This is a genomic window from Saccharothrix texasensis (genome assembly GCF_003752005.1).
GTDB lineage: Bacteria > Actinomycetota > Actinomycetes > Mycobacteriales > Pseudonocardiaceae > Actinosynnema > Actinosynnema texasense.
In genome coordinates this window covers 8582137-8605442 of the sequence record NZ_RJKM01000001.1, presented here as the reverse complement: position 1 = coordinate 8605442, position 23306 = coordinate 8582137, and the positions used below count along the sequence as shown (strand labels likewise).

Annotated in this window: 19 protein-coding genes and 2 pseudogenes; 12 read left to right on the top strand and 9 right to left on the bottom strand. The window is 71.9% G+C overall.

The window, feature by feature from the left end; all coding sequences use genetic code 11:
• Position 1: 1 nt before the first annotated feature.
• From EDD40_RS38380 to EDD40_RS38370, 3 genes are read right to left on the bottom strand one after another with little or no spacing between them, the layout of a single operon-like run.
• Positions 2 to 796 carry an ABC transporter permease gene (locus tag EDD40_RS38380; protein ID WP_246038201.1) on the bottom strand — a complete coding sequence of 265 codons (795 nt, stop codon included), beginning with the start codon at positions 794 to 796 and terminating at the stop codon, positions 2 to 4.
• On the bottom strand, positions 784 to 1713 hold the full coding sequence (locus tag EDD40_RS38375) for an ABC transporter permease (protein ID WP_123747223.1): 930 nt from the start codon (positions 1711 to 1713) through the stop codon (positions 784 to 786). The genes EDD40_RS38380 and EDD40_RS38375 overlap by 13 nt, the downstream gene beginning before the upstream one ends.
• A 3-nt stretch (positions 1714 to 1716) precedes the next feature.
• Positions 1717 to 2847 (bottom strand): ABC transporter substrate-binding protein, encoded by a 1131-nt coding sequence (locus EDD40_RS38370; protein WP_123747222.1) that lies wholly within the window; start codon positions 2845 to 2847, stop codon positions 1717 to 1719.
• 439 nt (positions 2848 to 3286) lie between these two features.
• Here EDD40_RS38370 and EDD40_RS38365 point away from each other — a divergent pair, with 439 nt between their 5' ends.
• Entirely contained in the window at positions 3287 to 5530 is a 2244-nt protein-coding gene (locus EDD40_RS38365) for an NHL repeat-containing protein (RefSeq protein WP_211348340.1), read from the top strand.
• 59 nt (positions 5531 to 5589) lie between these two features.
• Positions 5590 to 6198 carry a hypothetical protein gene (locus EDD40_RS38360; RefSeq protein ID WP_123747221.1) on the top strand — a complete coding sequence of 203 codons (609 nt, stop codon included), beginning with the start codon at positions 5590 to 5592 and terminating at the stop codon, positions 6196 to 6198.
• A 9-nt stretch (positions 6199 to 6207) separates the two neighbouring features.
• Here the strand turns inward: EDD40_RS38360 and EDD40_RS38355 are convergent.
• Both EDD40_RS38355 and EDD40_RS44945 read right to left on the bottom strand, forming a co-directional pair.
• Positions 6208 to 6713, bottom strand: a pseudogene (locus tag EDD40_RS38355) (polynucleotide kinase-phosphatase); the annotation flags it as partial.
• A 101-nt stretch (positions 6714 to 6814) separates the two neighbouring features.
• Positions 6815 to 6940: pseudogene (locus EDD40_RS44945) on the bottom strand (hypothetical protein); the annotation flags it as partial.
• Between the two features lie 96 nt (positions 6941 to 7036).
• Here EDD40_RS44945 and EDD40_RS38340 point away from each other — a divergent pair.
• Positions 7037 to 8053 (top strand): NAD(P)/FAD-dependent oxidoreductase, encoded by a 1017-nt coding sequence (locus tag EDD40_RS38340; protein ID WP_123748595.1) that lies wholly within the window; start codon positions 7037 to 7039, stop codon positions 8051 to 8053.
• 87 nt (positions 8054 to 8140) lie between these two features.
• Here EDD40_RS38340 and EDD40_RS38335 read toward each other — a convergent pair whose 3' ends face one another.
• The 3 genes from EDD40_RS38335 to EDD40_RS38325 all read right to left on the bottom strand — a co-directional run bounded on the left by EDD40_RS38335 (position 8141) and on the right by EDD40_RS38325 (position 11282).
• Complete coding sequence (locus EDD40_RS38335) at positions 8141 to 9040, bottom strand: bile acid:sodium symporter family protein (RefSeq protein ID WP_123747220.1); 900 nt, start codon at positions 9038 to 9040, stop codon at positions 8141 to 8143.
• A gap of 182 nt (positions 9041 to 9222) precedes the next feature.
• Positions 9223 to 10665, bottom strand: a complete 1443-nt coding sequence (gene argG, locus EDD40_RS38330) for an argininosuccinate synthase (protein WP_123747219.1) — start codon at positions 10663 to 10665, stop codon at positions 9223 to 9225.
• A gap of 113 nt (positions 10666 to 10778) precedes the next feature.
• Positions 10779 to 11282, bottom strand: coding sequence for a GNAT family N-acetyltransferase (locus EDD40_RS38325; RefSeq protein WP_123747218.1), 504 nt, complete (start codon positions 11280 to 11282; stop codon positions 10779 to 10781).
• Between the two features lie 363 nt (positions 11283 to 11645).
• Between EDD40_RS38325 and EDD40_RS38320 the strand changes: the two genes are divergently transcribed.
• Together EDD40_RS38320 and EDD40_RS42190 are read left to right on the top strand one after the other, a co-directional pair.
• Positions 11646 to 14684: an AfsR/SARP family transcriptional regulator gene (locus EDD40_RS38320; RefSeq protein WP_123747217.1), complete on the top strand. Its 3039-nt coding sequence runs from the start codon at positions 11646 to 11648 to the stop codon at positions 14682 to 14684.
• Positions 14685 to 14810: 126 nt separating this feature from the next.
• Positions 14811 to 14957 (top strand): hypothetical protein, encoded by a 147-nt coding sequence (locus EDD40_RS42190; protein WP_170185360.1) that lies wholly within the window; start codon positions 14811 to 14813, stop codon positions 14955 to 14957.
• A 135-nt stretch (positions 14958 to 15092) separates the two neighbouring features.
• Here EDD40_RS42190 and EDD40_RS38315 read toward each other — a convergent pair whose 3' ends face one another.
• Positions 15093 to 16262 carry an RtcB family protein gene (locus EDD40_RS38315; protein ID WP_123747216.1) on the bottom strand — a complete coding sequence of 390 codons (1170 nt, stop codon included), beginning with the start codon at positions 16260 to 16262 and terminating at the stop codon, positions 15093 to 15095.
• A gap of 119 nt (positions 16263 to 16381) precedes the next feature.
• Between EDD40_RS38315 and ligA the strand changes: the two genes are divergently transcribed.
• From ligA to EDD40_RS38285, 7 genes are all read left to right on the top strand, one after another.
• Entirely contained in the window at positions 16382 to 18373 is a 1992-nt protein-coding gene (gene ligA, locus EDD40_RS38310) for an NAD-dependent DNA ligase LigA (RefSeq protein WP_123747215.1), read from the top strand.
• 61 nt (positions 18374 to 18434) lie between these two features.
• On the top strand, positions 18435 to 19190 hold the full coding sequence (locus tag EDD40_RS38305; protein WP_211348338.1) for a phosphotransferase family protein: 756 nt from the start codon (positions 18435 to 18437) through the stop codon (positions 19188 to 19190).
• Positions 19191 to 19205: 15 nt separating this feature from the next.
• Positions 19206 to 19352 (top strand): hypothetical protein, encoded by a 147-nt coding sequence (locus EDD40_RS42185; RefSeq protein WP_170185359.1) that lies wholly within the window; start codon positions 19206 to 19208, stop codon positions 19350 to 19352.
• A gap of 628 nt (positions 19353 to 19980) precedes the next feature.
• Positions 19981 to 21477 carry a class I adenylate-forming enzyme family protein gene (locus EDD40_RS38300; protein WP_123747213.1) on the top strand — a complete coding sequence of 499 codons (1497 nt, stop codon included), beginning with the start codon at positions 19981 to 19983 and terminating at the stop codon, positions 21475 to 21477.
• Between the two features lie 55 nt (positions 21478 to 21532).
• A complete protein-coding gene (locus EDD40_RS38295) occupies positions 21533 to 22375 on the top strand; it encodes a DMT family transporter (RefSeq protein WP_246038392.1) in 843 nt (280 codons plus the stop codon).
• Positions 22376 to 22439: 64 nt separating this feature from the next.
• A complete protein-coding gene (locus tag EDD40_RS38290; protein WP_123747212.1) occupies positions 22440 to 22931 on the top strand; it encodes a TetR/AcrR family transcriptional regulator in 492 nt (163 codons plus the stop codon).
• Between the two features lie 10 nt (positions 22932 to 22941).
• Entirely contained in the window at positions 22942 to 23298 is a 357-nt protein-coding gene (locus EDD40_RS38285) for a hypothetical protein (RefSeq protein WP_123747211.1), read from the top strand.
• The last annotated feature ends 8 nt before the right edge of the window (positions 23299 to 23306 follow it).

Below are 23306 nucleotides of genomic sequence, written 5' to 3'. Positions count from 1 at the left end.
ATCAGCCTTCCTCCACGGCGGTGTCCCGCCGTCGCCTGCCGACGAACGAGAGCAGGAACAGCAGCGCGAACGCGATCAGCAGGCTCAGCAGCGACACCGCGATCGACACGCCCGCGTCGCGCTTGCCGAGCAGGTTGACCCGCACCTGCAAGGTGTCGAAGTTCAGCAGCGACGCGATGGTGAACTCGCCGAGCACCAGCGCCACCGACAGCAGCGACGCGCCGAGCAGGGCGGTGCGGATGTTGGGCACCACGACCCGCAGCAGCACCGCGCCCCAGGACGCGCCGAGGCCGCGGGCCGCTTCCGCCAGGGTCGTCAGGTCGATCGCGGACAGGCCCGCGTCGATCGCCCGGTAGGCGAACGGCAGCACCAGCACCGCGTAGGCGAACGTCAGCGTCAACGGCGAGTCGCCGAGGAAGTAGTTCACCCACGCGTACAGCGGCGCCATGCCCACCACCAGCACGATCGCCGGGATCGCCACCGGCAGCAGGCACAGGAACTCCACCAGCCGGCGCAGCGCGGGCAGCCGCAGCCTGATCCACGTCATCGTCGGCACCAGCAGCGCCAGCACGACCAGCGAACTGGTCACCGCGAGCTGGACCGACACCAGGATCGCCTCGACCAGGTCCGGGTCGTCCACGATCGCCGCCCACGACGCGAGGCTGCGCGTGCCGCCCGCGCCCCGGGTGGAGAACTCCGCCATCGCGACCAGCGGCAGCAGGAAGAAGGCCCCGAGCACGAGCAGGATCACGAACCGCGCGACCGCACGCCCGGTCGGCCTGGTCACCGCTGCCACCGGGCGAACCTCCGCTGCACCACCGCGTACAGGCCCATCGCCACGCCGACCACCACGACCATGCCCAGGCCGAGCGCCTTGCCGAGGTTCTCCCGCCCCAGCAGCACCTCGCCGGTCAGGAAGCCCCGGATCTGCAACGGCACGATCGGGCTGCCCTGCGACACGAGCGCCGCCGCCGTGGCGTACGCGGAGAACGCGTTGGCGAACAGCAGCAGCAAGGCGCCGAGGAACGCGGGCATCAGGACCGGGCCGCCGACGTGCCGCCAGTAGGTCCACGACGAGCCGCCGAGGCTGTCCATCGCCTCACGCCACTGCGGGCGCAGGCCGTCGAGCGCGGGCAGGAACACGATGACCATCAACGGGATCTGGAAGAACGTGTAGACCAGCGTCAGGCCAGGCAGCTCGAACAGCCACGCGCCGGTGGCGAACAGGTCGATGCCGAACGAGTCGCGCAGGAACTGCGTGACGAAGCCCTGGAACCCGATCGTGGCGAGGAACGCGAACGCCAGCGGCACGCCGCCGAACTGGGCGAGCACACCCGCGCCGGCCACCACCGCGCGACGCGGCAGCCCTTCCCGGTCGCCGACCGCCACGGCCCACGACAGCAGCGCGCCGAACACCGCGCCGAGCAGGGCGGTGATCGCGGACAGCTCCACGCTGCGCAGGAACGCCCGCAGGTACGCGCCTCGGGTCAGGTCGGCCAGGTTCGCCAGGGTGAACCCGCCGTCCGAGTCCTGGAACGACCCGGCCAGCACCAGCGCGGTCGGGTACACCAGGAACGTGCCGACGTAGGCCAGGAACGGCACCACGACCAACCAGGCGAGGAAGGACTTCGAGGACGGCCCGCGGTTGTCGTGGCGTGGGGACGCCTTGGCGCCTCCCCCGACCGCGGTCGTGACGGGTGCGGGTGCGACCACCGGTCAGCCCACCGCCTGCGCCCACGTCGAGGACAGCACCTGCTTGGCCTTGTCCGACTGCTCCTGGGTCGGGAACACCTGCTCGCCGGACGTCTTGGGCAGCTTCGCCGCCGCGTCCGCGTCGACCGCGCCGGACTTGGTCATCGCGTCCATCCGCACGGGCCGCGACAGGCCCTTGAGGAAGATGTTCTGGCCCTTGTCGGAGTACAGGAACTCCTGCCACAGGCGCGCGGCGGCCGGGTGCGGCGCGTCCTTGTTGATCGCCTGGTTGTAGTAGCCGCCGACCTGCGCCTCGACCGGGACGACGACCTGCCAGTCGACCTTGCCCGCGAGCTTCGCGGTCTGCGCGGCGTTGGTGTAGTCCCAGTCGATCACGACGGGTGTCTGGCCGGACTCGACGGTCGCGGGCGACGGGTCGACCGGCAGGAAGTTGCCCGCGGCCTTGAGCTGCTTGAAGAACTCCACGCCGGGCGCGATGTCCTCGGCCGAGCCGCCGTTGCCCAGGGCGGCCATCAGCACGCCGGAGAACGCGGCGCCGGCCTGGGTCGGGTCGCCGTTGAGGGCGACCTTGCCCTGGTACTCGGGCTTGAGGAGGTCCTTGACCGAGGTCGGCGCGGGCGCCTTGGCGGCGTCGTAGCCGATGGACATGAAGCCGCCGTAGTCGCCGTAGTAGAGCCCGGACGGCTCCTTCAGCTCGTCGGCGATGTCGGCCCAGGTCTGCACCTGGTAGGGCGTGAACAGGTCCTTGTTGGCGATCGCCACGTTCAGGCCGAGGTCGAACACGTCCGGCGCGCGGTCGCCGCCCTTGAGCTGCTTGGCGGCGTTGATCTCGTCCTGGCTGGACGCGTCGGGCTGCGCGGAGTCGACCTCGATGCCGTACTCCGCCTCGAACGCCTCGATCATCTCGCCGTAGTTGGCCCAGTCCGGCGGCAGCGCGATGACGTTGAGCTTGCCTTCCTCCTTCGCGGCCGCGACGAGTTCGTCCAGCCCGCCGAACTCGGCGGCGGACTTCGCGGTGGCCGCGGGCGGGTCGCTCGCGGCGCCGTCCTTGGCCGGCGGCGTGCCGCAGGCCGCGACGAGAGCCAGCGCGGTGACGCCGACGCCTACCGACCGCAGGACTCGGGTGTGGTTCACGGGTCGAACCTTCCTCGGTGGAAAAAGGGGGTATTTCGCGGACGATCACAACGTTCAGCCCAGCGGAGGATTCGGGACGTCGCGCGCACTTGTCAAGCCACCCGGGCGGACTGAGACCGGTTCGACCGGGTGGGCGAATTCCGGGTGGTCCGGGGGTGTCCGAAGGGTTAACGGCGACCCGGCCCGGATCAGCCCGGATCAGCCGCTGAGCTAGCCCGTTCGACGGAGGCGACGCCGTCCGCGGTCACCCTGCGAATCGTTCCGCTGGACCATCCGGACGATTCTCACTCGGAAGTGCGTGAATGCGTAGCCCGATTTTTGCTCAATTGTCTACTCACATTCCGGGGCCGGGTAACGCCGGCCGGCCGCCCTTCGACACCCGGTTGTCACGTGACGGAAATGCCCGAAATATCCGCGCACACCGAAGAAGGGCAGTTCCATGCGTCACCCACGAAGATCCCTGGTGTCGGCCGCCGTCGGCGCGCTGCTCCTCCCCCTCGTCGGCACGCCGTCGGCGTCCGCCGCGCCCGTCCCCGGCGAGGACGTGCTCTACACCTTGGACGCGGACTTCGACCGGGGCGTGCTCCAGGACGTGAACCACGACGCCCCGGGCAACGACCAGCTCCAGCTCAACCGCCAGAGCGTGTTCTTCCCCTACGTCAACGTCGCCGCCTCCGCGCGGGGCACGATGGTCCGCATCGACGTCAACACCGGGGAGATCGTCGGCGAGTGGCTGTCCGCGCCGGACGGGCAGGGGCGCAACCCGTCCCGCACCACCGTCGACAAGCTCGGCAACACGTGGTTGTCCAACCGCAACGAGGCGAGCGGCGGCCGCGGGTCGGTCACCCGCGTCGGCGTGATCCGGGGCGGCACCCGGACGGACGCGGCCGGCGCCCCCGACCCCGCCGGCGGCTACCTGAAGGGGCCGTTCGGCTACAACACCTGCGTCGACCGCGACCTCGACGGCCTGTACGCCACGTCTCGGGGCCTCGGCGACATCCGACCGTGGACCAACGCGGGCGGCGCCGACTCCGAAGGCGGCGTCACCACCGCGGCCGACGAGTGCCTGATCACCTACAGCCGGGTCGCGGGCACGAACACCCGCACGGTGGCCGTGGACGCCGACAACAACCTCTGGACCGGCGGCTCCAACACGCAGCACCAGAAGATCTCCGGGGTGGACGGCACGCCGCTGACCGCGCCGGTCAGCTTCGGCTGCGGCGGGTACGGCGGCCTGGTGGACCAGGCGGGCACGCTGTGGTCGGCCCGGTACGGCGCCAACCTGCTGCGCTACGAGCCGGGCAGCGGCTCGGGCGCCTGCCTGGACACCTCGCACGGCGACTACGGCCTCGGCATGGACCCGCGCACGGGCGAGATCTGGCACACCCAGGTCAGCTCGGGCAGCACGGTCAAGATGGACGCGGCGGGCAACGTCCTCGGCACCTTCCCGCACGGCCACCCGCGCGCCCAGGGCGTCGCGGTCGACGTGGACGGCAACGTCTGGGTCGCCCACGCGCTCGACAACGGCACGAACACGGTCGGGCACCTGCGCACCGACGGCACGTTCGTCGGCAACGTGACCCTGCCCGGCGGCAACGGGCCGACCGGCGTCGCGGTCGACACCAACGGCAAGGTGTGGGTCACCAACATCAACTCCGACAACGCCCAGCGCATCGACCCGGACGCCGGTCCGGTGGGCGGCGGCGGCTTCACCGTCGGCGCGGTCGACCTGACCGTCGACCTCGGCGCGGGCGCCGGGCCGTACAACTACAGCGACATGACCGGGTCGGTGCTCGGCGAGATCACCGCGCCGGTCGGCACGTGGTCGGTGGTGCAGGACGGCGGTGTCGCGGGGCAGACCTGGGGCACGGTCACCTGGAACACCGAGGCGCAGGGCAGCGTCCCGGCCGGCACCTCGATCACGGTCGAGGCGCGCACGTCCGACACCGAGGCGGGCCTGGCCGGCGAGACGTTCACGCCGGTGGCCAACGGGGTGGAGTTCGCCCGGGTCGGCCGGTACGTCGAGGTGCGGGCGACGTTGACCGCGAGCCCGTCCGGCGACACCCCGGTGCTGTCGGACCTGCGGATCAAGTCCTCCGAGCGGACCGGCGTGTTCTCCTGCCAGGCGACCGCGCTGAACCTGGCCGGGATCGTGGTGGCGCGCGCCAACCCGCCGGACGTGCCGTGCGTGGACGACGCCGAGAACGTGGCCGACGTGAACCTGTCGGCGGGCATCCTCACCGTGCGGGCCAACGCGTTGACCGCGAGCACCGAGCAGACACCGGACGACCTGCTCGCCCTGCCGCCGGCCCCCGGTGACGGCGCGGTGTCCAACGCCCGGATCGACCACACGCGGATCAGCACCCTGCTGGTGACCATCGAGGTGGGCGTCATCCGGGCGACCGCGTCGGTGACGTGCGACGCGAACCTCGACCCGGTGTTCGCAGGCTCGTCGCAGATCGCGAGCCTGCGGATCAACGGCGTGCAGGTGGCCGTGGGCAGCGCGCCGCTGACCATCCCGCTGGTCATCGGCTCGTTGCAGCTCAACAGCACCACCACGACGCCGACCAGCGTGGTGCAGCGGGCGTTCGCCCTGGACACCCCGCTGACCGACGTCGTGCTCGGTGAGGCGAAGGCGAACGTCGAGCCGACCGAGCCCGGCGGCAGCCCCTGCCGGGTCTGACCCGTCACTCCACTAGTAGCCGTGCTATATGTAGTACGGCTACTAGTGGAGGGTCCCTCATGGGTCGGAAGTCGCTGGTCTGGTTGCACGTGGTGTCGTCCACGGGCTGGATGGTCATGGCGCTGGTGCTGTTCGTGGTGGTGGACCACTCGTTGAGCACGCCCGGCGGGCGGGCCGTGTTCGAGGTGGCGACGCTGCTCGACGTGCAGGTGCTCCAGTTCATGGCCACCACGTCGGCGTTCAGCGGGCTGATGCTGTCCGGCCTCACCCCGTGGGGCTACTTCCGGCACTGGTGGGTGCTCGCGAAGTTCGCGATCACGTTCAGCCAGCTCTACGTGGGCATCTTCGTGCTCAGCCCGAACCTGCACCAGGACGGCTCGCCGCTGCTCATGCGCGTCGGCTCGCTGCTGATGGCGTCGGCGCTCGCGTGCCAGGTGTGGTTGTCGGTGGCCAAGCCGTTCAAGCGGACGCCGTGGGCGGCGCCCCGGAAGCCGGCCACCGCGCCGCCGTGGGGGTTCGCGGCGTGCCTCGCCGTGCCGGCGTTGGACTACGCCCTCGGCCAGAACCTGCTCGGCACGCCGCTCCCGGCGGTGTCCGCGCTGGTCGCGGCCGGCTACCCGATCGTCCGCGCCGTTCGACGGCCCGGCCGGGTGCCCAGCCGCACGTGACGCCGGGCGTCAGAGCCGGGCGTCAGAGCCGGGGTCGACCGGCTCCGACTCCAGGGCGAGCACCGCGAACACGCACTCGTGCACGCGCCACAGCGGCTCGTCCCGGGCGACGCGCTCCAGCGCCTCCAGGCCGAGCGCGTACTCGCGGACCGCCGGCGACCGCTTCGCGCCGAGGCCCCGCTCGCGCAGGCGCGCCAGGTTCGCCGGCGGCGTGACGACCATCCCCTCGCCACCCGGCGGCGGTCAGCTCCTCCCGCCGGCGGATGCCGGCGGCGACCTGCTCGTCGTCCGCCGTGTCGACGACCAGGTGCCGGGTCGGGGTGAGGAGGTCGCCCGCCAACCGGCCGAGCACGTCCAGGTGCCACCGGTGGTCGCGGTCGTGGAACGTCCTGCCGCGCGGCGAGCAGCCGGAACGGCGCGATCGTGACGCCGGCCAGGCCGTCGGTCGGCCGCGCGTACCGCCGGTAGGCGTCGCGGTAGCCGGTCGCGTTCGCCTGCCTGCGCCCGGTGCGCGCCCGCGGCCGCCGCGCCGACCGAGGCGTGCTGCTCCTCGATCAGTCTCAGCGGCGAGCCGGCGACGTCCGCGCGGGTAGAAGACGTGCGCGGTGCCCGAGGACGTGGTGAACGACTGGGCCCGATCGGGGTGCTTGTGCAGCAGGTGGCCGGGCGGTGGGTCGTGGTCAGCGTGAGCAGCACGACGTCCAGTGTGGACGAGCCGCGCCGTCGCCCGCGCCCGATTCACCGCAGGCCGGCCGGCGCGGGCCCTTGTTGCGGAATCGGCAACAACGTTTGCCGTTTTGCCCGCCCCGCACGCATGGTGGTCGTGGAGGTGGTCGAGATGACCGGTCAACTGGGTGACAGCTATGACGTGGTGGTGGTCGGCGGCGGGGCCGCCGGCCTGAACGGGGCCTTGATGCTGGCGCGGTCGCGGCGGTCGGTGGTCGTGATCGACGCCGGGTCGCCGCGCAACGCGCCGGCCGACGGCGTGCACGGGCTCCTGGCCAGGGACGGGATGCCGCCCGCGGAGCTGGTGGCACGCGGGCGGGCGGAGGTGCGGGGCTACGGCGGTCACGTGGTGACCGGTGAGGTCGACGCCGTGACCCGGGAGGGCGACGGGTTCGTGGTGGCGCTGGCCGACGGCCGCGTGGTCCGGGCCCGCCGGCTGCTCGTGACCACGGGTCTGGTGGACGAGCTGCCGGACGTGCCGGGCCTGCGCGAGCGGTGGGGGCGCGACGTGGTGCACTGCCCGTACTGCCACGGCTGGGAGGTCCGGGACCAGGCGATCGGCGTGCTGGCGACCGGGCCGACGGCGGTGCACCAGGCGTTGATGTTCCGGCAGCTGAGCGCCGACGTCACGTTCTTCTCGCACACGCGGCCGCCGACCGCCGAGCAGGCCGAGCAGTTGGCCGCGCGGGGTGTCGACGTCGTGGCGGGCGAGGTCGCGTCACTGGAGGTCGCGGGCGACCGCATCGTCGGCGTGCGGCTCGCGGACGGACGCGCGGTCGGCCGCGAGGTGATGGCGGTCGCGTCGCGGATGGTGGCCCGCGCGGGTTTCCTGGCCACGCTGGGGCTGCGGCCCGTCCAGCACCCGTCCGGGATGGGCGAGCACCTCCCGGCCGACCCGCTGGGCCGCACCGACGTGCCCGGGGTGTGGGTCGCGGGCAACGTCACCGACCTCGGCGCCCAGGTCGGCGCGGCGGCCGCGGCGGGCGCCACCGCCGGCGCCCAGATCAACGCCGACCTGATCGCGGAGGAGACCCGCGTGGCCGTCGACGCCTACCGCGACCCGTTCTCCGCCGAGGCCGAGGCCCGGGTCGCCGAGCTGGTCGCGGGCGACCGCCGCCACGGCTTGTGAGGGCGCGGGCCCCGGCACGCCGATGCCCGCACCGGCCGCGTCGAGCGCGGACCGGTGCGGGCACGGGGTCTTCGGCCTTTGGGGGCGTCACGTCCCGCTCGTCGTCACCTCCCGCTCGGTGTTCGGGGCGGACGTGCGGCGGGCCACGACGAGGCCGAAGACCAAGGCGGTGAAGAACATGACGAACCCGTAGGTCACCGGCGGCATCGCCATCACCGTGTTGTTGAGCAGCGACGGGCTCATCGCGATGCCGATCGCCAACGGGCCGTTGTGCAGGCCGATCTCGAACGCCGAGGCGGTCGACTCCCGCGGGCCGACCTTCAGCAGGCGCGGGCCGAAGTACCCGATCGCCATGCCGATCAGGTTGAACAGCACGACCACCACGATGATCTCGCCGAGGATGGCGAAGACCTCCGAGCCGAGACCGGCGATCACGCTGGCGATCATCATGATCAGCACCACGACCGAGAGGATCTTGACCGGGCGTTCCATGCGGATGGCGAAGGCGCTGAACTTCGCGCGCACCACCATGCCGACGGCGATCGGGATCAGCACCATCATGAACACCTGGAGGACCTTGTCCACCTGGAGGCCGATCGAGCTGTCCGCGCCGATGAAGCCCGCGACCGACAGGTTCACGATCAGCGGCAGGGTGAACATCGCCAGCACCGAGTTGACCGCCGTCAACGAGATGTTGAGCGCCACGTCGCCCTTGAACAGGTGGCTGTAGAGGCTGGCCGTGCTGCCGCCCGGCGAGGCCGCGAGCAGCATCATGCCGATGGCCAGCTCGGGCCGCAGGCCGAACGCGACGACCAGCCCGAGGCAGATCGCGGGCAGCACCACCATCTGGCAGACCAGGCAGACCACCATCGCCCGCGGGTACTTCACCACCCGGCGGAAGTCCGCCACCGTGAGCGTGAGGCCGAGGCCGAGCATGATGACGGCCACGGTGATGGGAAAGAGGAGGAGTACCGTGGAGTTGTTCATGCCACCCTGCCTTCCGCTCGGAGCGAGGTACAGGGAGTTTCACACCGGCGGTCGACCCGCTACTTCTCCACACTTGCGCTTTGGGTCCGATTTGCCGTGGTCGTGCGCTGTGCCCGGAAGCCGGACGCGCGTGCGCCGCTCGACGTGAGCGGCGCACGCGCGCCAGGTGCCCCGGGTCCCGGTCAGTCGTTGCCGGCTTCGAGCGCCGCGTGGTCGAGCAGCTCGTCGTCGGCGACCTTGCCGCGGGAGGCGATGACCTCGGCGCCGCCCTCGGGCATCGCGCCGATCAGCTCGGTCGGCGCCACCTGCGCCACGCCGATCAGCGGCGACTGGCTGCCGACCATGCCGAGCCCGGCGTACTGCTCCAGCTTGGCGCGCGAGTCGGCGATGTCGAGGTTGCGCATGGTCAGCTGGCCGATGCGGTCGACCGGCCCGAACGCCGAGTCCTCGGTCCGCTCCATGGACAGCTTGTCCGGGTGGTAGCTGAACGCGGGCCCGGAGGTGTCCAGGAGGGAGTAGTCCTCACCGCGCCGCAGGCGCAGCGTCACCTCGCCGGTGACCGCCGTGCCGACCCACCGCTGCAACGCCTCGCGCACCATCAGCGCCTGCGGGTCCAGCCAGCGGCCCTCGTACAGCAGCCGGCCCAGCTTGCGGCCCTCGTTGTGGTAGGAGGCGAGGGTGTCCTCGTTGTGGATCGCGTTGACCAGCCGCTCGTAGGCCGCGTGCAGCAGCGCCATGCCCGGCGCCTCGTAGATGCCGCGGCTCTTGGCCTCGATGACCCGGTTCTCGATCTGGTCGGACATGCCCATGCCGTGCCGGCCGCCGATGGCGTTGGCCTCCAGCACCAGGTCGACCGCGGAGGAGAACTCCTTGCCGTTGATCGTCACCGGCCGGCCCTGGTCGAAGCCGATCGTGACGTCCTCGGTGGCGATCTCGACCTCGGGGTCCCAGAACCGCACGCCCATGATCGGGTCGACGATCTCGATGCCCGTGTCGAGGTGTTCGAGCGCCTTGGCCTCGTGCGTCGCGCCCCAGATGTTCGCGTCCGTCGAGTACGCCTTCTCCGTGCTCGACCGGTACGGCAGGCCCCGCGCCTGCAACCACTCGGACATCTCCGTGCGACCGCCGAGCTCGCCGACGAACGCGGCGTCCAGCCACGGCTTGTAGATCCGCAGGGACGGGTTGGCGAGCAGGCCGTAGCGGTAGAACCGCTCGATGTCGTTGCCCTTGTAGGTGGAGCCGTCGCCCCAGATCTGGACGTCGTCGTCGAGCATGGCGCGCACCAGCATGGTGCCCGTCACGGCCCGTCCGAGCGGCGTGGTGTTGAAGTAGGCGCGACCGCCGGACCTGATGTGGAACGCACCGCAGGCCAGCGCCGCGAGCCCTTCCTCGACCAGGGCCGCCCGGCAGTCGACCAGTCGGGCGATCTCGGCGCCGTACACCGCGGCGCGGCTCGGCACCGAGGCGATGTCGGGTTCGTCGTACTGACCGATGTCCGCGGTGTACGTGCACGGCACCGCGCCCTTCTCCCGCATCCAGGCGACCGCCACGGACGTATCGAGACCACCGGAGAACGCGATGCCGACGTGTTCGCCGGCGGGGAGGTAAGTGAGCACCTTGGACACGATCAGAAGTATGCACGACGCTGCATGACCATGCATAGCCGGGGGTCGAACAACTCTGACCTGCGGTGACACGGGGTCGACGGCATGAACCGCCGTCGACCCCGTGATACGGCCTACCGCACGATGCCGTACCGGGCGGTGCCCTGCCCGGCGACGGCCTCCAGCAGCCGGAAACCGGCCCCCTCCAGGACGCGGACCGAGGCGGGGTTCGACGACTCCACCTCGGCGCCGACCGCCCGGACACCGGGCGCGGTGAACGCGAAGTCGGTCAACGCGCGCGTGGCCTCGGTGGCGTACCCGCGACCCCGCCGCGACGGCACGACGCCGTACCCGATCTCCACGACGCCGTCGACCGGCGGCCAGAACAACCCGATCGCACCGACCACCAGACCGCTGTCCCGCTCGACCATCACCCGGTGGCCGTACTCGTCCAGCCACTCGGGGTGCTCGCCGAACAGCCCGGCGACGACCCGGTCACCCTCGGCGGGGAAGTCGTCCGCCCAGTGCGGCAGCCGACCACCGCCCACGACGGCGTCGACGTCGACCGCGGCCCACGACCGCAGCACCAGCCGTCCGGTGGTCAGGTCCGGGACGGCGACAGGGGAAGAAGAAGACACTCTGAACTCCTGGGCATCGGGATGACCCGGCCCACGCGTCAACCGCGGGCGGACCGGATGAGGACGTGCCGAACACGGCTGCCGACAGCCATATTCATCAACCTCCTCGTCCCCGATGAGCGAGCGATCCGCACCGCCGCCGTGACGCTAGCAACGGCCCGCACCCCGGACAAACGCTTTCCGCCCGCCGAGCACACCCCCTTGCAGTTGCCTTGCAGTGGCCTTGCAGTTCGCGCGGGCCGCCGATCGCCGCGCGGCCGTTCGGCACAACGGAGCAACAACACGACATTGCACTGCACAACCCGCTCGGACTCCAGCACACTGGCAATACCGGACCGTCGTGCCAGCGAAAGGTGAACGCTGGTGGAATTCAAGATCCTGGGCAAGACCCGATTACGCGTGGCGGAGAAGGACGTGGACCTCGGGTCCGCGAAGCAGCGCGCCGTTCTGGCGCTGCTGCTCTACCACGTCGGCCAACCCGTCGGCATCGGCACGATCGCGCAGGCGGTGTGGCCCGACGAGGACCCCTCCGGCATGCGAGGAAGACTCCAACCCCTGATCAGCCGCCTGCGCGGGGTGCTGGGCCGAACCGGGCTCGACCGGTCGATCGACCGGGAGGGCGATGCCTACCTGCTCGACGTCGACCGCGAATTCGTCGACTACCACCGGTTCCGCAAATTGGCGGAAATGGGCCGGGCGGCGGCGTCGGCGGGCGACCACGCGCGCGCGAAAGCGGTGCTCCGGGATGCGTTGGCGCGGTGGCAAGGACGCCCGTTGCAGGATGTGGAAAGCATGTGGGCGGACCACCTGCGTTACCAGATGGACACCTTCGACCGGCTCACCGCGCACTACGCGTTGGTGGAAAGCCTGAACGCGCTCGGCGAGCACGTCGAGGCGATGGGCGAAGCGGGCAGGCTCGCGCAGGAGCACGAACTCGACGAGGTGCTCGCGAGGCTGTACATGCGCTCCCTGGAGGGGCAGGGCAAGTACGCCGCGGCGCTGGAGTACCACGAGCGGTTCTGCGAGCGCCTGTTCGAGGCCACGGGCGCCGAGCAGGGTCCGGAGCTGCGCGCGGTGTACCAGAGCATCGTCGGCAAGCAGGCGGGCACCGCGACCACGTCCACCAAACCGCACCAGGTCCCGCCGCGCCAGCTGCCCCGCAGGGCCAGGACCTTCATCGGCCGGGAGGACCTGCTCGCCGCGCTGGACGCGTTGCTCGACGGGCCGGACGGCGGGCGCGGGCAAGTCGTCGCGCTGCACGGGATGCCGGGCGTCGGCAAGACCGGACTGGCCATCCACTGGGGACGGACGAGGGCCGACCGCTTCCCGGACGGCCAGCTGTTCCTCGACCTGCGCGGCTTCGGCCGCGGCACCGCGATGACCGCCGAGGACGCGTCCGGTGTGCTGCTGGCCTCGCTCGGCGTGACGCACATCCCGACGACGGGCGCCGAACGCGCCGCCGCGCTGCACCGCGCGCTCGGCGACCGCAAAGTGCTGCTGGTGCTGGACGACGCCCGGCACAGCCCCCAGGTGCGCCCGCTGCTGGGCGCCGCGACGAACTGCTTCACCATCGTGACGAGCCGGACCCGCCCGTGGGGACTGGGTCTGCACGACGACGTCCACCTCCTCGCCGTGCCACCGCTGTCGTTCGACGAGTCGATCGAGCTGCTGCGCCGCAAGATCGGCGCGAGCCGGACCGACGCCGAGCCCTCCGCCCTGTGGGCGCTGGCCTCCCGGCTCGACGGCCACCCGATGGCGGTCAAGATCATCGCCCAGCACGTGGCGAACCGGCCGCAGGTGCCGATCGGCTTCCTCGTCGAGGAGTACGCGACGCAGGAGGGGTTGGGGATACTGGGCTCGCTGGACGACAGCGACGACGACAGCGCCAGCCTGGCGTTCGCCTTCGGCGTGTCCTACCGGGACCTGCCGACCGAGACCGCGCGGGTCTTCCGGCTGCTGGGCCTGCACCCGACGGCCGAGTTCTCCTCGGCGGCGGCGAGCGCCCTGACCGAGCGCCCGGAGCACGACGTCGTCGTCCACCTGCGCACGCTCACCAAGGCGAACCTCCTCCAGTACACGACCCACGGGCGCTTCCGCCTGCACGACCTGTTGCACGACTACGCCCTGGACCGGGTCCGCACCGAGGAGTCGGCCCACCAGCGGCAAGCGGCCCTCAGCGGACTGCTGACCTGGCAGCTCGCCGGCGCGATCGGCCTGGAACGCGCCCTGAACGCGCACGACGACCCCGTGCCGCTGCTGCCGGGCATGACCCTCGACGCGGTGCCCCGCTTCGCCGACGAGAACGACGCACTGGCGTGGTTCTCGACCGAACGGGCCAACCTCGTCGCCGCCGTGCCCCACGCGTTCCGCCACGGCTTCGCCGGGCACGCCTGGCGGATCGCGGCGAACATCGACCGCGCCCTGGACCGCACCGGGGCCTACCGCGACCTGGCCGCCGTCGAACGGGTCGCGGCGGACGCGGCGCGTTCGACCGGGGACCTGGAGGGCCAGTGCGGCAGCCTGCTGAACCTGGGCACCGCCCACTACCGGCTCGGCGAGTACGACGAGGCGGTCCAGCACACGCAGGAGGCGCTCTCCATCGCACAGCGCACGGAGAACGTCGAGTTCACCGAGATCGCCGTGCACAACCTGGCCAGCGCGCACCGCGAGCGCGGTGACGTCCGGGTCGCGCTGTCGCTGTACGAGTCGGCGCTGGAACTGCACCGCGCGACCGGCCAGCGGAGCCTGGAAGCCTCCACACTGGACCAGATGGCCGCCGCCTACCAGCGGCTGGACCGGGTCGACGAGGCCGTGGAGCTGTACCGCGGGGCGTTGGCCCTGCGCCGGACCATCAAGCACCGCCACGGCGAGGGCACCACCCTGACCGCGCTCGGCAAGCTCCACCACCAGCGCCGCGAGCTGGACGACGCCCTCCGGTGCCTGGAAGCCGCGCTCGAGATCAACCTGTCCACCGGTGAACGGGCACGCACCGTCGAGGCCCTGGTGGCGCTCGCCCGCGTCCACTACGACCGCAAGGCCCACGACAGGACCATCGAACTCTGCCGCCGCGCGCTGGAACTGTCGACCGACCTGGACGTCACCCGCGAAAGGGCACAGGCGCTTTTCCTGCTCGGCCACGCGCACGCCGTGATCGGCGACCAGGCGGAGGCGGAACGGCGATGGAGGGAAGCCGCGCCATTGCTCGCCGACTCGGACCTCACCGAGAAAATGCACACCGAGCTCGGCGCGCCGGAATTCATGCGAAACCGACCGGACGCCATTCCGGATCCACGCAGCCACCTATCGCCGCGCAACTCAAATAAGCCCGTCCGCGACGACAGGCACAGCAACGTAAAAGGTACTCCATTCGACCAGGGAAAGAAAAGTCACCCGATCGAGTGAAGAGGAAATAACTCGCACAACTGCGGAGCCACATCACCCTGACGCGCGACCACACACCGCTTCAGGGACCCCCGGTACGTGGTATTGAGACGGCCATGCTTGAATGCTGCCGTGTGGATCAAGAAGATGCGCCAGGTTGGGCTCTACCTGGCACAACACCTCAGCACCAGTCCCTGGCCCGCACTGGCGACCATCACCGTGCTGAGCATCGCGCTGGGCTGGCCCAACGTCATCTACATGGATGACATCCGGATGGACTTCCAGCCCGCTTAGCGCGACGACGCCGTTCTTGCATCACCCATCTGGGGAAGGTACGAGTCATGCCGAAGTTATCCATCAATTCGGAAAGAGCCGCCACGACGTCGTGACGCGCGCGGGGCAGGCGGGTGTTGCCGCCTGCCCCGCCGGTCAGTCGCCCTTGACGTTGACGATCTGGCGCAGCGTGTGGCGCACTTCGACCAGATCGCGCGCATCGCGCATCACGACGTCGATGTCCTTGTAAGCCGCCGGGATCTCGTCGATGAACGCGTCGGTGTCGCGGTACTCGATACCGACCATCGCCTTGCGCAGGTCGTCCCGGTCGAACGCGCGGCGCGCGGCCGAGCGGGAGTACTCGCGGCCGGCACCGTGGGGCGAGGAGTTCAGCGAGACCGGGTTGCCCTTGCCGACCACGACGTACGACGCGGTGCCCATCGAGCCCGGGATGAGGCCCGCCCGGCCCTTCTCGGCGTTGATGGCGCCCTTGCGGGACAACCACACCTCCTTGCCGAAGTGGGTCTCCTGCTCGGTGTAGTTGTGGTGGCAGTTCACGACCTCCTGCCGCTCCACCTCGCGGCCGGTCCAGTCGGCCACGCGGTCGACGACCCGGTCCATCATCTCCTCGCGGTTGGACCAGGCGAAGTCCTGGGCCCAGCGCATCTCCCGGATGTAGCGCCAGAACTCGTCCTCGCCCTCGACCAGGTAGGCCAGGTCCGGGTCGGGCAGGTCGATCCACCGGCGGCGGCACTGCTCGTGCGCGATCCGGATGTGCTTCTGGGCGATCTTGTTGCCCACGCCGCGCGACCCGGAGTGCAGGAACAGCCACACCCGCCCGGTCTCGTCCAGCGTGACCTCGATGAAGTGGTTGCCGCTGCCGAGGGTGCCGAGCTGCAACTCCCAGTTGCCCGCGTAGGAGCCGGGGTCGAAGCCGGCCGCCTCCGCACGGCGGGCGAGCACGTCGACGCGGTCGCGCGCGGTGTCGGTCAGCCGCGTGTTGTACTTCCCCGCCGACAGCGGCACGGCGTCCTCGATCGCCTCGCGAAGCGGGGCGAGCGGGCGCGAGCGGAAGTCGTCCCGGGTGAACTGGGTGCGCACCGCGATCATGCCGCAGCCGATGTCCACGCCGACGGCCGCCGGGATGATCGCGCCCAGGGTGGGGATGACGCTGCCGACCGTGGCGCCCTTCCCCAGGTGCGCGTCCGGCATGAGCGCCAGGTGCGGGTGGATGAACGGCATCCGCGCGGCCCTCTCCGCCTGCTCGCGGGTGCCCGGCTCCAGGATGGACGCCCAGTTCACCAGTCGCTTGCTGATCTGCTCCACGGTTCTCCTCTGCTCGACGCAGAAATTAGGCGCGATCGGGTGGCTCCGCGACCGATTTCACGCCGGTCCGGGGCCGCACGACCCCTCGGTTGTCGGTGGTCGCCGGTAACTTGTGAGCCGTGAACGCTCCGGAACGCATCCAGGAACTCGCCGATCGGATCGTCGTGCTGCGCGACGCCTACTACCGCGGCTCGCCGCTGGTGGCGGACGCCGAGTACGACGCGATCGAGGACGAGCTGCGCGGGCTGATCGAGGCGAACCCGGAGCTGGCGCCCGACCCGAACCCGCTCGACCAGGTGGGCGCGCCCGCCGTGCTGCACGCGCCGATCCGGCACTCGCGGCCGATGCTGTCGCTGGAGAAGGCGACCAGACCCGAGCAGGTCGCGGCCTTCTTCGACCGCTTCCCCGGCCAGCCGGTGGTGGTCATGCCCAAGCTGGACGGGCTGTCGCTGGCGCTGGTCTACGAGAACCGGCGGCTCGCCCGGGCGATCACCCGGGGTGACGGCACGACGGGCGACGACGTGACGCCGCTGGTGCGCGCCCTGGTGGACGGCGTGCCGGAGCACCTCGACGCGCCGGGCCGGGTCGAGGTGCGCGGCGAGGCGGTGATGCTGCGGTCCACGTTCGCCGCCTACAACACCGCGCACCCGGACAAGCCGCTGATCAACCCGCGCAACGCCGCCGCGGGCACGTTGCGGGCGAAGGACCCGGCCACGGTCGCCGAGCGCCGCCTGACGTTCTTCGCGTTCGACCTGGACACCTCCGAGGGCGGCGCCGCGGCCGACCTGGAGCGCGGGCTGAGCACGCTCGGGTTCGCCGTCGCCGACATGCGGCACTGCGACGACGCGGACGCGGCGCAGGAGGTGATCACCGGCATCGAGGCGCGGCGCCACGAGCTGGACTACGACCTGGACGGCGCGGTGCTGCGGCTGGCGAACCGGGACGCCTTCGCCGCCGCGGGCACCCGGTCGAGCTCGCCGCGCGGGGCGCTGGCGTTCAAGTTCGCCGCCGAGGAGAAGACCACGCTGCTGCTCGACGTGGTCTGGGACGTGGGCAAGACCGGCAAGATCGCCCCGGTGGCCTGGCTGGAGCCGGTGTTCGTGGGCGGCACCACGGTGACCCGGGCGACGCTGGCCAACCAGGAGGTGATCCGGGCGAAGGGCATCCGGATCGGGGACACCGTGCTGATCCGCAGGGCCGGTGACGTCATCCCGTTCGTGGCGGGCGTGCTGGACGAGTCCCGGCGCACGGGTGCGGAGCGGGAGATCGTGCCGCCGTCGCAGTGCCCGTCGTGCGGGCAGCCGTTGACCGAGCAGGGCAACAGCCGCGAGCTGTTCTGCACCAACGTCGCGTGCCCCGCGCAGACCGTGCGGCGGTTGATCCACTGGGCGTCGCGGGCGGCGGCGGACATCGAGGCGGTCGGCCCGGTGTGGATCGAGCGGCTGGCCGAGGCCGGGCTGCTGGAGAACCCGTCCGACCTCTACACCCTGACCAAGGAGCAGTTGCTGGAGTTCGACCGGATCGGCGAGACCTCGGCGACGCGCATGATCGACTCGATCGCCGCCAGCCGGGCCGTCGGGCTGCGCCGGGCGTTGATCGGGCTCGCCATCCCGATGGCCTCGGAGGGCACCGCGACCCGCCTGTGCCGGGCCGGGTTCGGCTCGCTGGAGGAGGTCGCCGACGCCGACGAGGAACGCCTGGTCGCGGTCGAGGACATCGGCCCGAAGGTCGCCGCCTCCCTGACCGAGCACCTCACCCGACTGCGCCCCGAGCTGGAGCGGCTGCGGCGGCACGGCGTGTCCCTGGACGTGCGGGACGAGGACCTGCCGCCCGTCGTGGCGTCCGACGCGCCGCTGGCGGGCAAGACCGTGGTGGTCACCGGCGCGATCAGCGACCCCCGCTCGGGCGAGAAGGTGCCGCGCCCCACCTTCCAGCGGCTGTGCGAGAAGGCCGGCGCGACCACCGCGACCTCGGTCTCGGCCAACACCGACTACCTGATCACCGGCGCCGACGTCGGCGCGAGCAAGACCGCCAAGGCCGAGAAGCTGGGCGTCGAGGTCGTCGACCAGGGGGTGATCTGGCAGCAGCTCATCGCCGCCGGCATCGCCTAGGCCGGGCCGAGCGGGGAAGCGGCCGCAAAATCCGGCGACAGCGGCGGCCGCCCCCGCCAGGATGGCCGGTGTGGAAGAGGTCGAGGTCGTCGTCGCCCACAGCCAGCGGGCGACGTTGCGCGTCGGTGACGTGTTCCTGAAGGTGGACGTCGACCCGGCGCACGCCGAGGTCGAGGCGCGGGCGATGGCCATGGTGCCGGTGCCGACCCCGGCGATCCTCTGGCGGGAGCCGCCCGTGCTCGCCATCGCCGCCGTGCCCGGCCAGACGCTCGGCGTGCTCGGCGAACCGTCGACCGCGTCACCGGCGGCGTGGGCCGCGGCGGGCGCCGCGATCCGGAGGCTGCACGACGCGCCGGTGCCGCCGTGGCCGGGGCCGGCACTCGACGACGTGGCGGCGGAGCTCGACCGCGAGTGCGCGTGGCTGCTCGCCAACGACGTCCTGCCCGCCGAGGTGATCCGGCGCAACCGCGAGATCGCCGAGGCCGCGCTCCGGCCGTGGCGGCCGGTGTTCATCCACGGCGACCTGCAGATCACCCACGTGTTCGTCGACGGCGACGAGGTCACCGGCGTCATCGACTGGTCCGAGGCCGCCCCCGGCGACGCCATGTTCGACCTCGCCACCCTGACCCTCGGGCACGAGGAACGCCTGGACGACCTGCTGGCCGGCTACGGCGACGGCGCGGACCGGGACGTGATCCGCGCCTGGTGGTCGCTGCGCAGCCTGGTGGCGTCGCACTGGCTGATCGAGCACGGCTTCGACCCGGACGCGCCGGGCTGCGAGTTCGACGTGCTCAGAGCCCGGATGCGGGAACCCTGAGCCACCGTTGACGTGGTGGCGGTCGGCGCGGGAAGTCTCCTCGAAGTCACGTCGGTGCCGCTCGTCGAGACCGTCGTGCACCCGGCCGACCCGCGCCACCGCGTCGGGATCCGGCTCGACGAGCACCTTGCGCCGGTCGTGCGCGTCCGGCCCGCGGGATGACCGGTATCTGCCACCGCGCCACGGCCCGCAGGGACCTCCGACCGCGCGTCGTCCGGCTGCGGCGCGCGGTCGCGCCGTTGTTCAGCGCGGCCAGGATGCGGGCGGCCCACCCCCGGCTGCTGGTCACCGCCGAACGGCTGCTCGCCCGCCTCGACGCCGGTGAGGTCGACCTCGTCGAGGACTTCACCACCCGCGGCCCGTTGGCCGTCCTGTGCGACCTCCTCGACATCCCGGACGGAGCACGTCGACACCGCGATGCCGGCCCGCCGGCTCGTGCACACCGAACTACCCGGACCACGGGGGGCAGGCGATGGCCGCTTTCGCCGACCTCGCGGGGTCCGCCCGCCCCCGTTCGACGACCTCCGCCACAGCGGGCCCGGCGGCAGCACGGGCAGCCGGCTCCACGCGCTTCCCGTGCTGCTGCGGTGACCGGCAATCCCACTGCGACACTCACTCAAACGTGTGACACCTTGGGTTATCGGCCGCGCTGGTGGCCTGGTCGGAGCAGTGTCGCCCGTCGACGCCGACCGGAAGTGCTTGACAGGCCGAGACATCGGCGGTCAACCTCGATGGCGGTGGCGACCCGGGGAGTCGTCGCCGATCCATTCGACGTGATGACGGGGGAATCATGTCGGTGAACGAGCACGCCCTGCGCGAGAAGCGGGGCCGCGGCGGGAACCTGGTCGAACAGCTGGCGGGGCTGGCGCGCGAGCACGGCTGGCTGGATCGGCCCGCCTACCACGACGACGGCGGGACCTACCGGTTCGCCGACGTCTACGAGGGCGCGGGCCGAGCCGCCGCCGCGTACGCCGCGAGAGGGCTCGGCGCGGGCAGCCGCATCGCGCTCGTGCTGCCGGACGGCATCGACGCGGTCTGGGCGTTGCTGGGCGCGTTGCGGATCGGCGCGGTCGCGGTGCCGGTGAACTCGACCGTGCACCCGGACGAGCTGCGCCGCGCGATCGTGATCGCGGCGCCGGACGCCGTCGTGTGCGAGGAGGACCCGGGCGGCGCGGCCGCCGAGCTGATCGCGCCCGAAGAGCTGCGGGCCGCCGCCGCGCACCCGCCCTACGCACCGGCCACGGCGGACACCCCGGCGTACGCGGTGTTCACCTCGGGCACCACGGGCGACCCGAAGCTGTGCTTCCACGCCCACGGCGACCCCGGCGTGTACGAGCGGGCCATCGGGGCGGTCGTCGGCATCACGCCGCGGGACGTCACGTTCTCGGTGTCAAGGCTGCACTTCGCTTACGGGCTGGGCAACTCCGTGTTCCTCCCGCTGCACCGCGGCGGCACGACGGTGCTGTCGCGGGCACGGGCGACCGAGGACGACGCGCTGCGGATCATCGAGGACCGCGGCGTGACGGTGTTCTACGGCCAGCCGAGCTTCTACGCCCGGCTGGCCCGCCACCCCGACCACGCGTCGCTGGCACGGCTGCGGTTGGCGGTGGTCGCCGGCGAAGTGCTGCCGGCTCCGCTGGAGGCGCGGCTGAGGCAGGTGCTCGGCGAGCGGCTGCTGAACGTCTTCGGCACGACGGAGATCGGGCACGCGGTGGTGGCCGGCGCGATCGGCCACCGCCGTGACCGCACCGTCGGGCGGGTCCTGCCGCCGTACCGGCTGCGGATCGTGGACGAGGTGGGCGCGGAGGTGCCGCCGGGCGTGCCGGGCGCGCTGGAGGTGGCGGGTCCGTCGATCGCGTTGGGCGTGGCACGGGGTGGCGATCCGCCGGCGCGGGCCGGGCAGTCCTGGTACGCCACCGGTGACGCGGCGACCGTGGACGAGGACGGGTACGTGCGGCTGCACGGCCGGCTGGACGACGTGGAGATCGTCGGCGGCCAGAACGTGCACCCGGCGGAGACCGAGGACTTCCTGATGCGGCACCCCGGGGTGCGCGAGGCCGCGGTGTGCTCGACCCGGCGCGAGACCGGGGTCACGACCCTGCGCGCGTTCGTGGCGCTGGACGACGACGCGTCGCCCGAGGAGGTGCGCGCCGAGCTGCTGGCCGGCGCGCGGGCGGCGCTCACCTGGTACAAGGTTCCGGAAGACGTGGTCTTCGTGGCCGAGCTGCCCCGCACACCCACGGGCAAGCTGCGCCGGCGTGAGATCCGCGCGATGGCGGGGGGCTGATCCGGTGCGGCGCAGCGGTGTGGACGGGAAGGCCGCCGCGGCGGTCCTGGTCACGATGGTGTTGTGGGCGTCGGCGTTCGTCGGCATCCGGTACGCCGGCGAGCACTTCGAGCCGGGGTCGCTGGCGCTCGGCCGGTTGCTGGTGGGCGCGATCGCGCTCGGGGCGATCGCGGTGGTGCGCGGCGTCGGCGTGCCGCCGAGAGCGGCGTGGCCGGGGATCATCGGGTCGGGCGTGTTCTGGTTCGCGCTCTACACGGTGGCGCTGAACTGGGGTGAGCGGCACGCGGACGCCGGCACGGCCGCGCTGGTCGTCGGCGTCGGCCCGATCCTGGTGGCGTTCCTGGCCGGGTGGCTGCTGCGCGAGGGCTTCCCGGCGCGGCTGCTCGCCGGGCTCGCCATCGCGTTCGCGGGCGTCGCGGCGGTCGGGCTGGTCGACTCCGGCGGCGGCTCGACGACCCGTGGCGCGGTGCTCTGCCTGGTCGCGGCGGGCGGGTACGCGGTCGGTGTGGTGGCGCAGAAGCCCGCCCTGCGGCACGCTTCCCCGTTGCAGGCCACCACGTTCGGCTGCGTGGTCGGCGCGGTCGTGTGCCTGCCGTTCAGCGGGCAGCTCGTCGGCGACCTCGCCCGCGCACCGGCCGCCGCCACGCTCTCGGTGGTGTACCTGGGTCTGCTGCCGACCGCGGTGGCGTTCTACACGTGGGCGTACGCGCTGTCCCACATGACCACCGGCAAGCTCGGCGCCACGACGTACCTGGTGCCGGTGATCGTCGTGGTGCTGTCGTGGGCGCTGCTCGACGAGGTGCCCGGGCTCGTGGCGTTGGCGGGCGGCGCGCTCTGCCTGGTCGGCGTGGCGGTGTCGCGCGGCAAACCCGCACCCGCCGTCACGGCGGCGAGGTGACGGGTGGACCGTTGAGGAACGATCGTTCTTGACTGGTCGTTCCTTAACGGTCTACGGTCGACGCATGGGTCGACCGAGGGGATTCGATGAAGCCGAGGTGGTGCGGGCAGCGGCGGCACTGTTCGCGGGACGGGTGTACGACGGGGTGTCCGTCGACGACCTGGTCACCCACTTGGGCGTGCACCGCAACAGCCTCTACAAGACGTTCGGCAGCAAGCGCGGGCTGTACCTGGCGGCGCTGCGCCGGCACGTGGAGCACGAGATCGGCATCCTCACCGCGGCGCTGAGGCGTGCCGACGACTTCGAGGAAGCCTCGCGCTCGGTGGCGGACACCGGGACGGGGCTGGACTTCCTGCTGCTGGCGGCGGCCGAACGCGCTCCGGTGGACGACGAGGTCGCCGCGGAGGTGAACCGGGCGCTGAACGCCATCGACGAGGCACTCGGCGCCGTCACGGACCTCCCGCACGCCACCGCGGCGTTGCTCGGCCTGCGCCTGCGCGCCAAAGCCGGACCGGACCGCGCGGGCGCCACCCCCGACCCCTCCCCCCGACGATAAGGAGCACGACATGGCGAAGGTCCACATCGACGGCGACGACCTGGTCGTGACGATCGAAGGGTTGAACAAGCTCTGGGCGCTCAAGAGCACCCTGACCATCCCCCTGGCCAACGTCCGGGGCGCCACCGCGGACCCGGGGATCGCCAAGGAGCCCAAGGGCATCCGCGCCCCCGGCGCCCACGTGCCCGGCGTGATCACCGCGGGCACCTTCCACCTCGACGGCGACCGCGTGTTCTGGGACGTGCGCGATCCGGCCAAAGCCGTCGTCATCGAACTGGCCGACGAGCGCTACGCCCGCTTGGTGCTCCAGGTCGACGACCCCCGCACCACCGTCGAGCTGGTCGAGAGCGTCACGCACCGCCCCTGAGCTCGGCC

Excerpts from the sequence above, each read along its gene's own strand:
- EDD40_RS38360 (WP_123747221.1), top strand. The coding sequence starts at position 5,590 with ATGGGTCGGAAGTCGCTGGTCTGGTTGCACGTGGTGTCGTCCACGGGC.
- EDD40_RS38300 (WP_123747213.1), top strand. The coding sequence starts at position 19,981 with ATGTCGGTGAACGAGCACGCCCTGCGCGAGAAGCGGGGCCGCGGCGGG.
- EDD40_RS38335 (WP_123747220.1), bottom strand. The coding sequence starts at position 9,040 with ATGAACAACTCCACGGTACTCCTCCTCTTTCCCATCACCGTGGCCGTC.
- EDD40_RS38340 (WP_123748595.1), top strand. The coding sequence starts at position 7,037 with ATGACCGGTCAACTGGGTGACAGCTATGACGTGGTGGTGGTCGGCGGC.
- EDD40_RS38365 (WP_211348340.1), top strand. The coding sequence starts at position 3,287 with ATGCGTCACCCACGAAGATCCCTGGTGTCGGCCGCCGTCGGCGCGCTG.
- EDD40_RS42190 (WP_170185360.1), top strand. The coding sequence starts at position 14,811 with ATGCGCCAGGTTGGGCTCTACCTGGCACAACACCTCAGCACCAGTCCC.
- EDD40_RS38285 (WP_123747211.1), top strand. The coding sequence starts at position 22,942 with ATGGCGAAGGTCCACATCGACGGCGACGACCTGGTCGTGACGATCGAA.
- EDD40_RS38290 (WP_123747212.1), top strand. The coding sequence starts at position 22,440 with ATGGGTCGACCGAGGGGATTCGATGAAGCCGAGGTGGTGCGGGCAGCG.
- EDD40_RS38295 (WP_246038392.1), top strand. The coding sequence starts at position 21,533 with ATGGTGTTGTGGGCGTCGGCGTTCGTCGGCATCCGGTACGCCGGCGAG.
- EDD40_RS38305 (WP_211348338.1), top strand. The coding sequence starts at position 18,435 with ATGGCCGGTGTGGAAGAGGTCGAGGTCGTCGTCGCCCACAGCCAGCGG.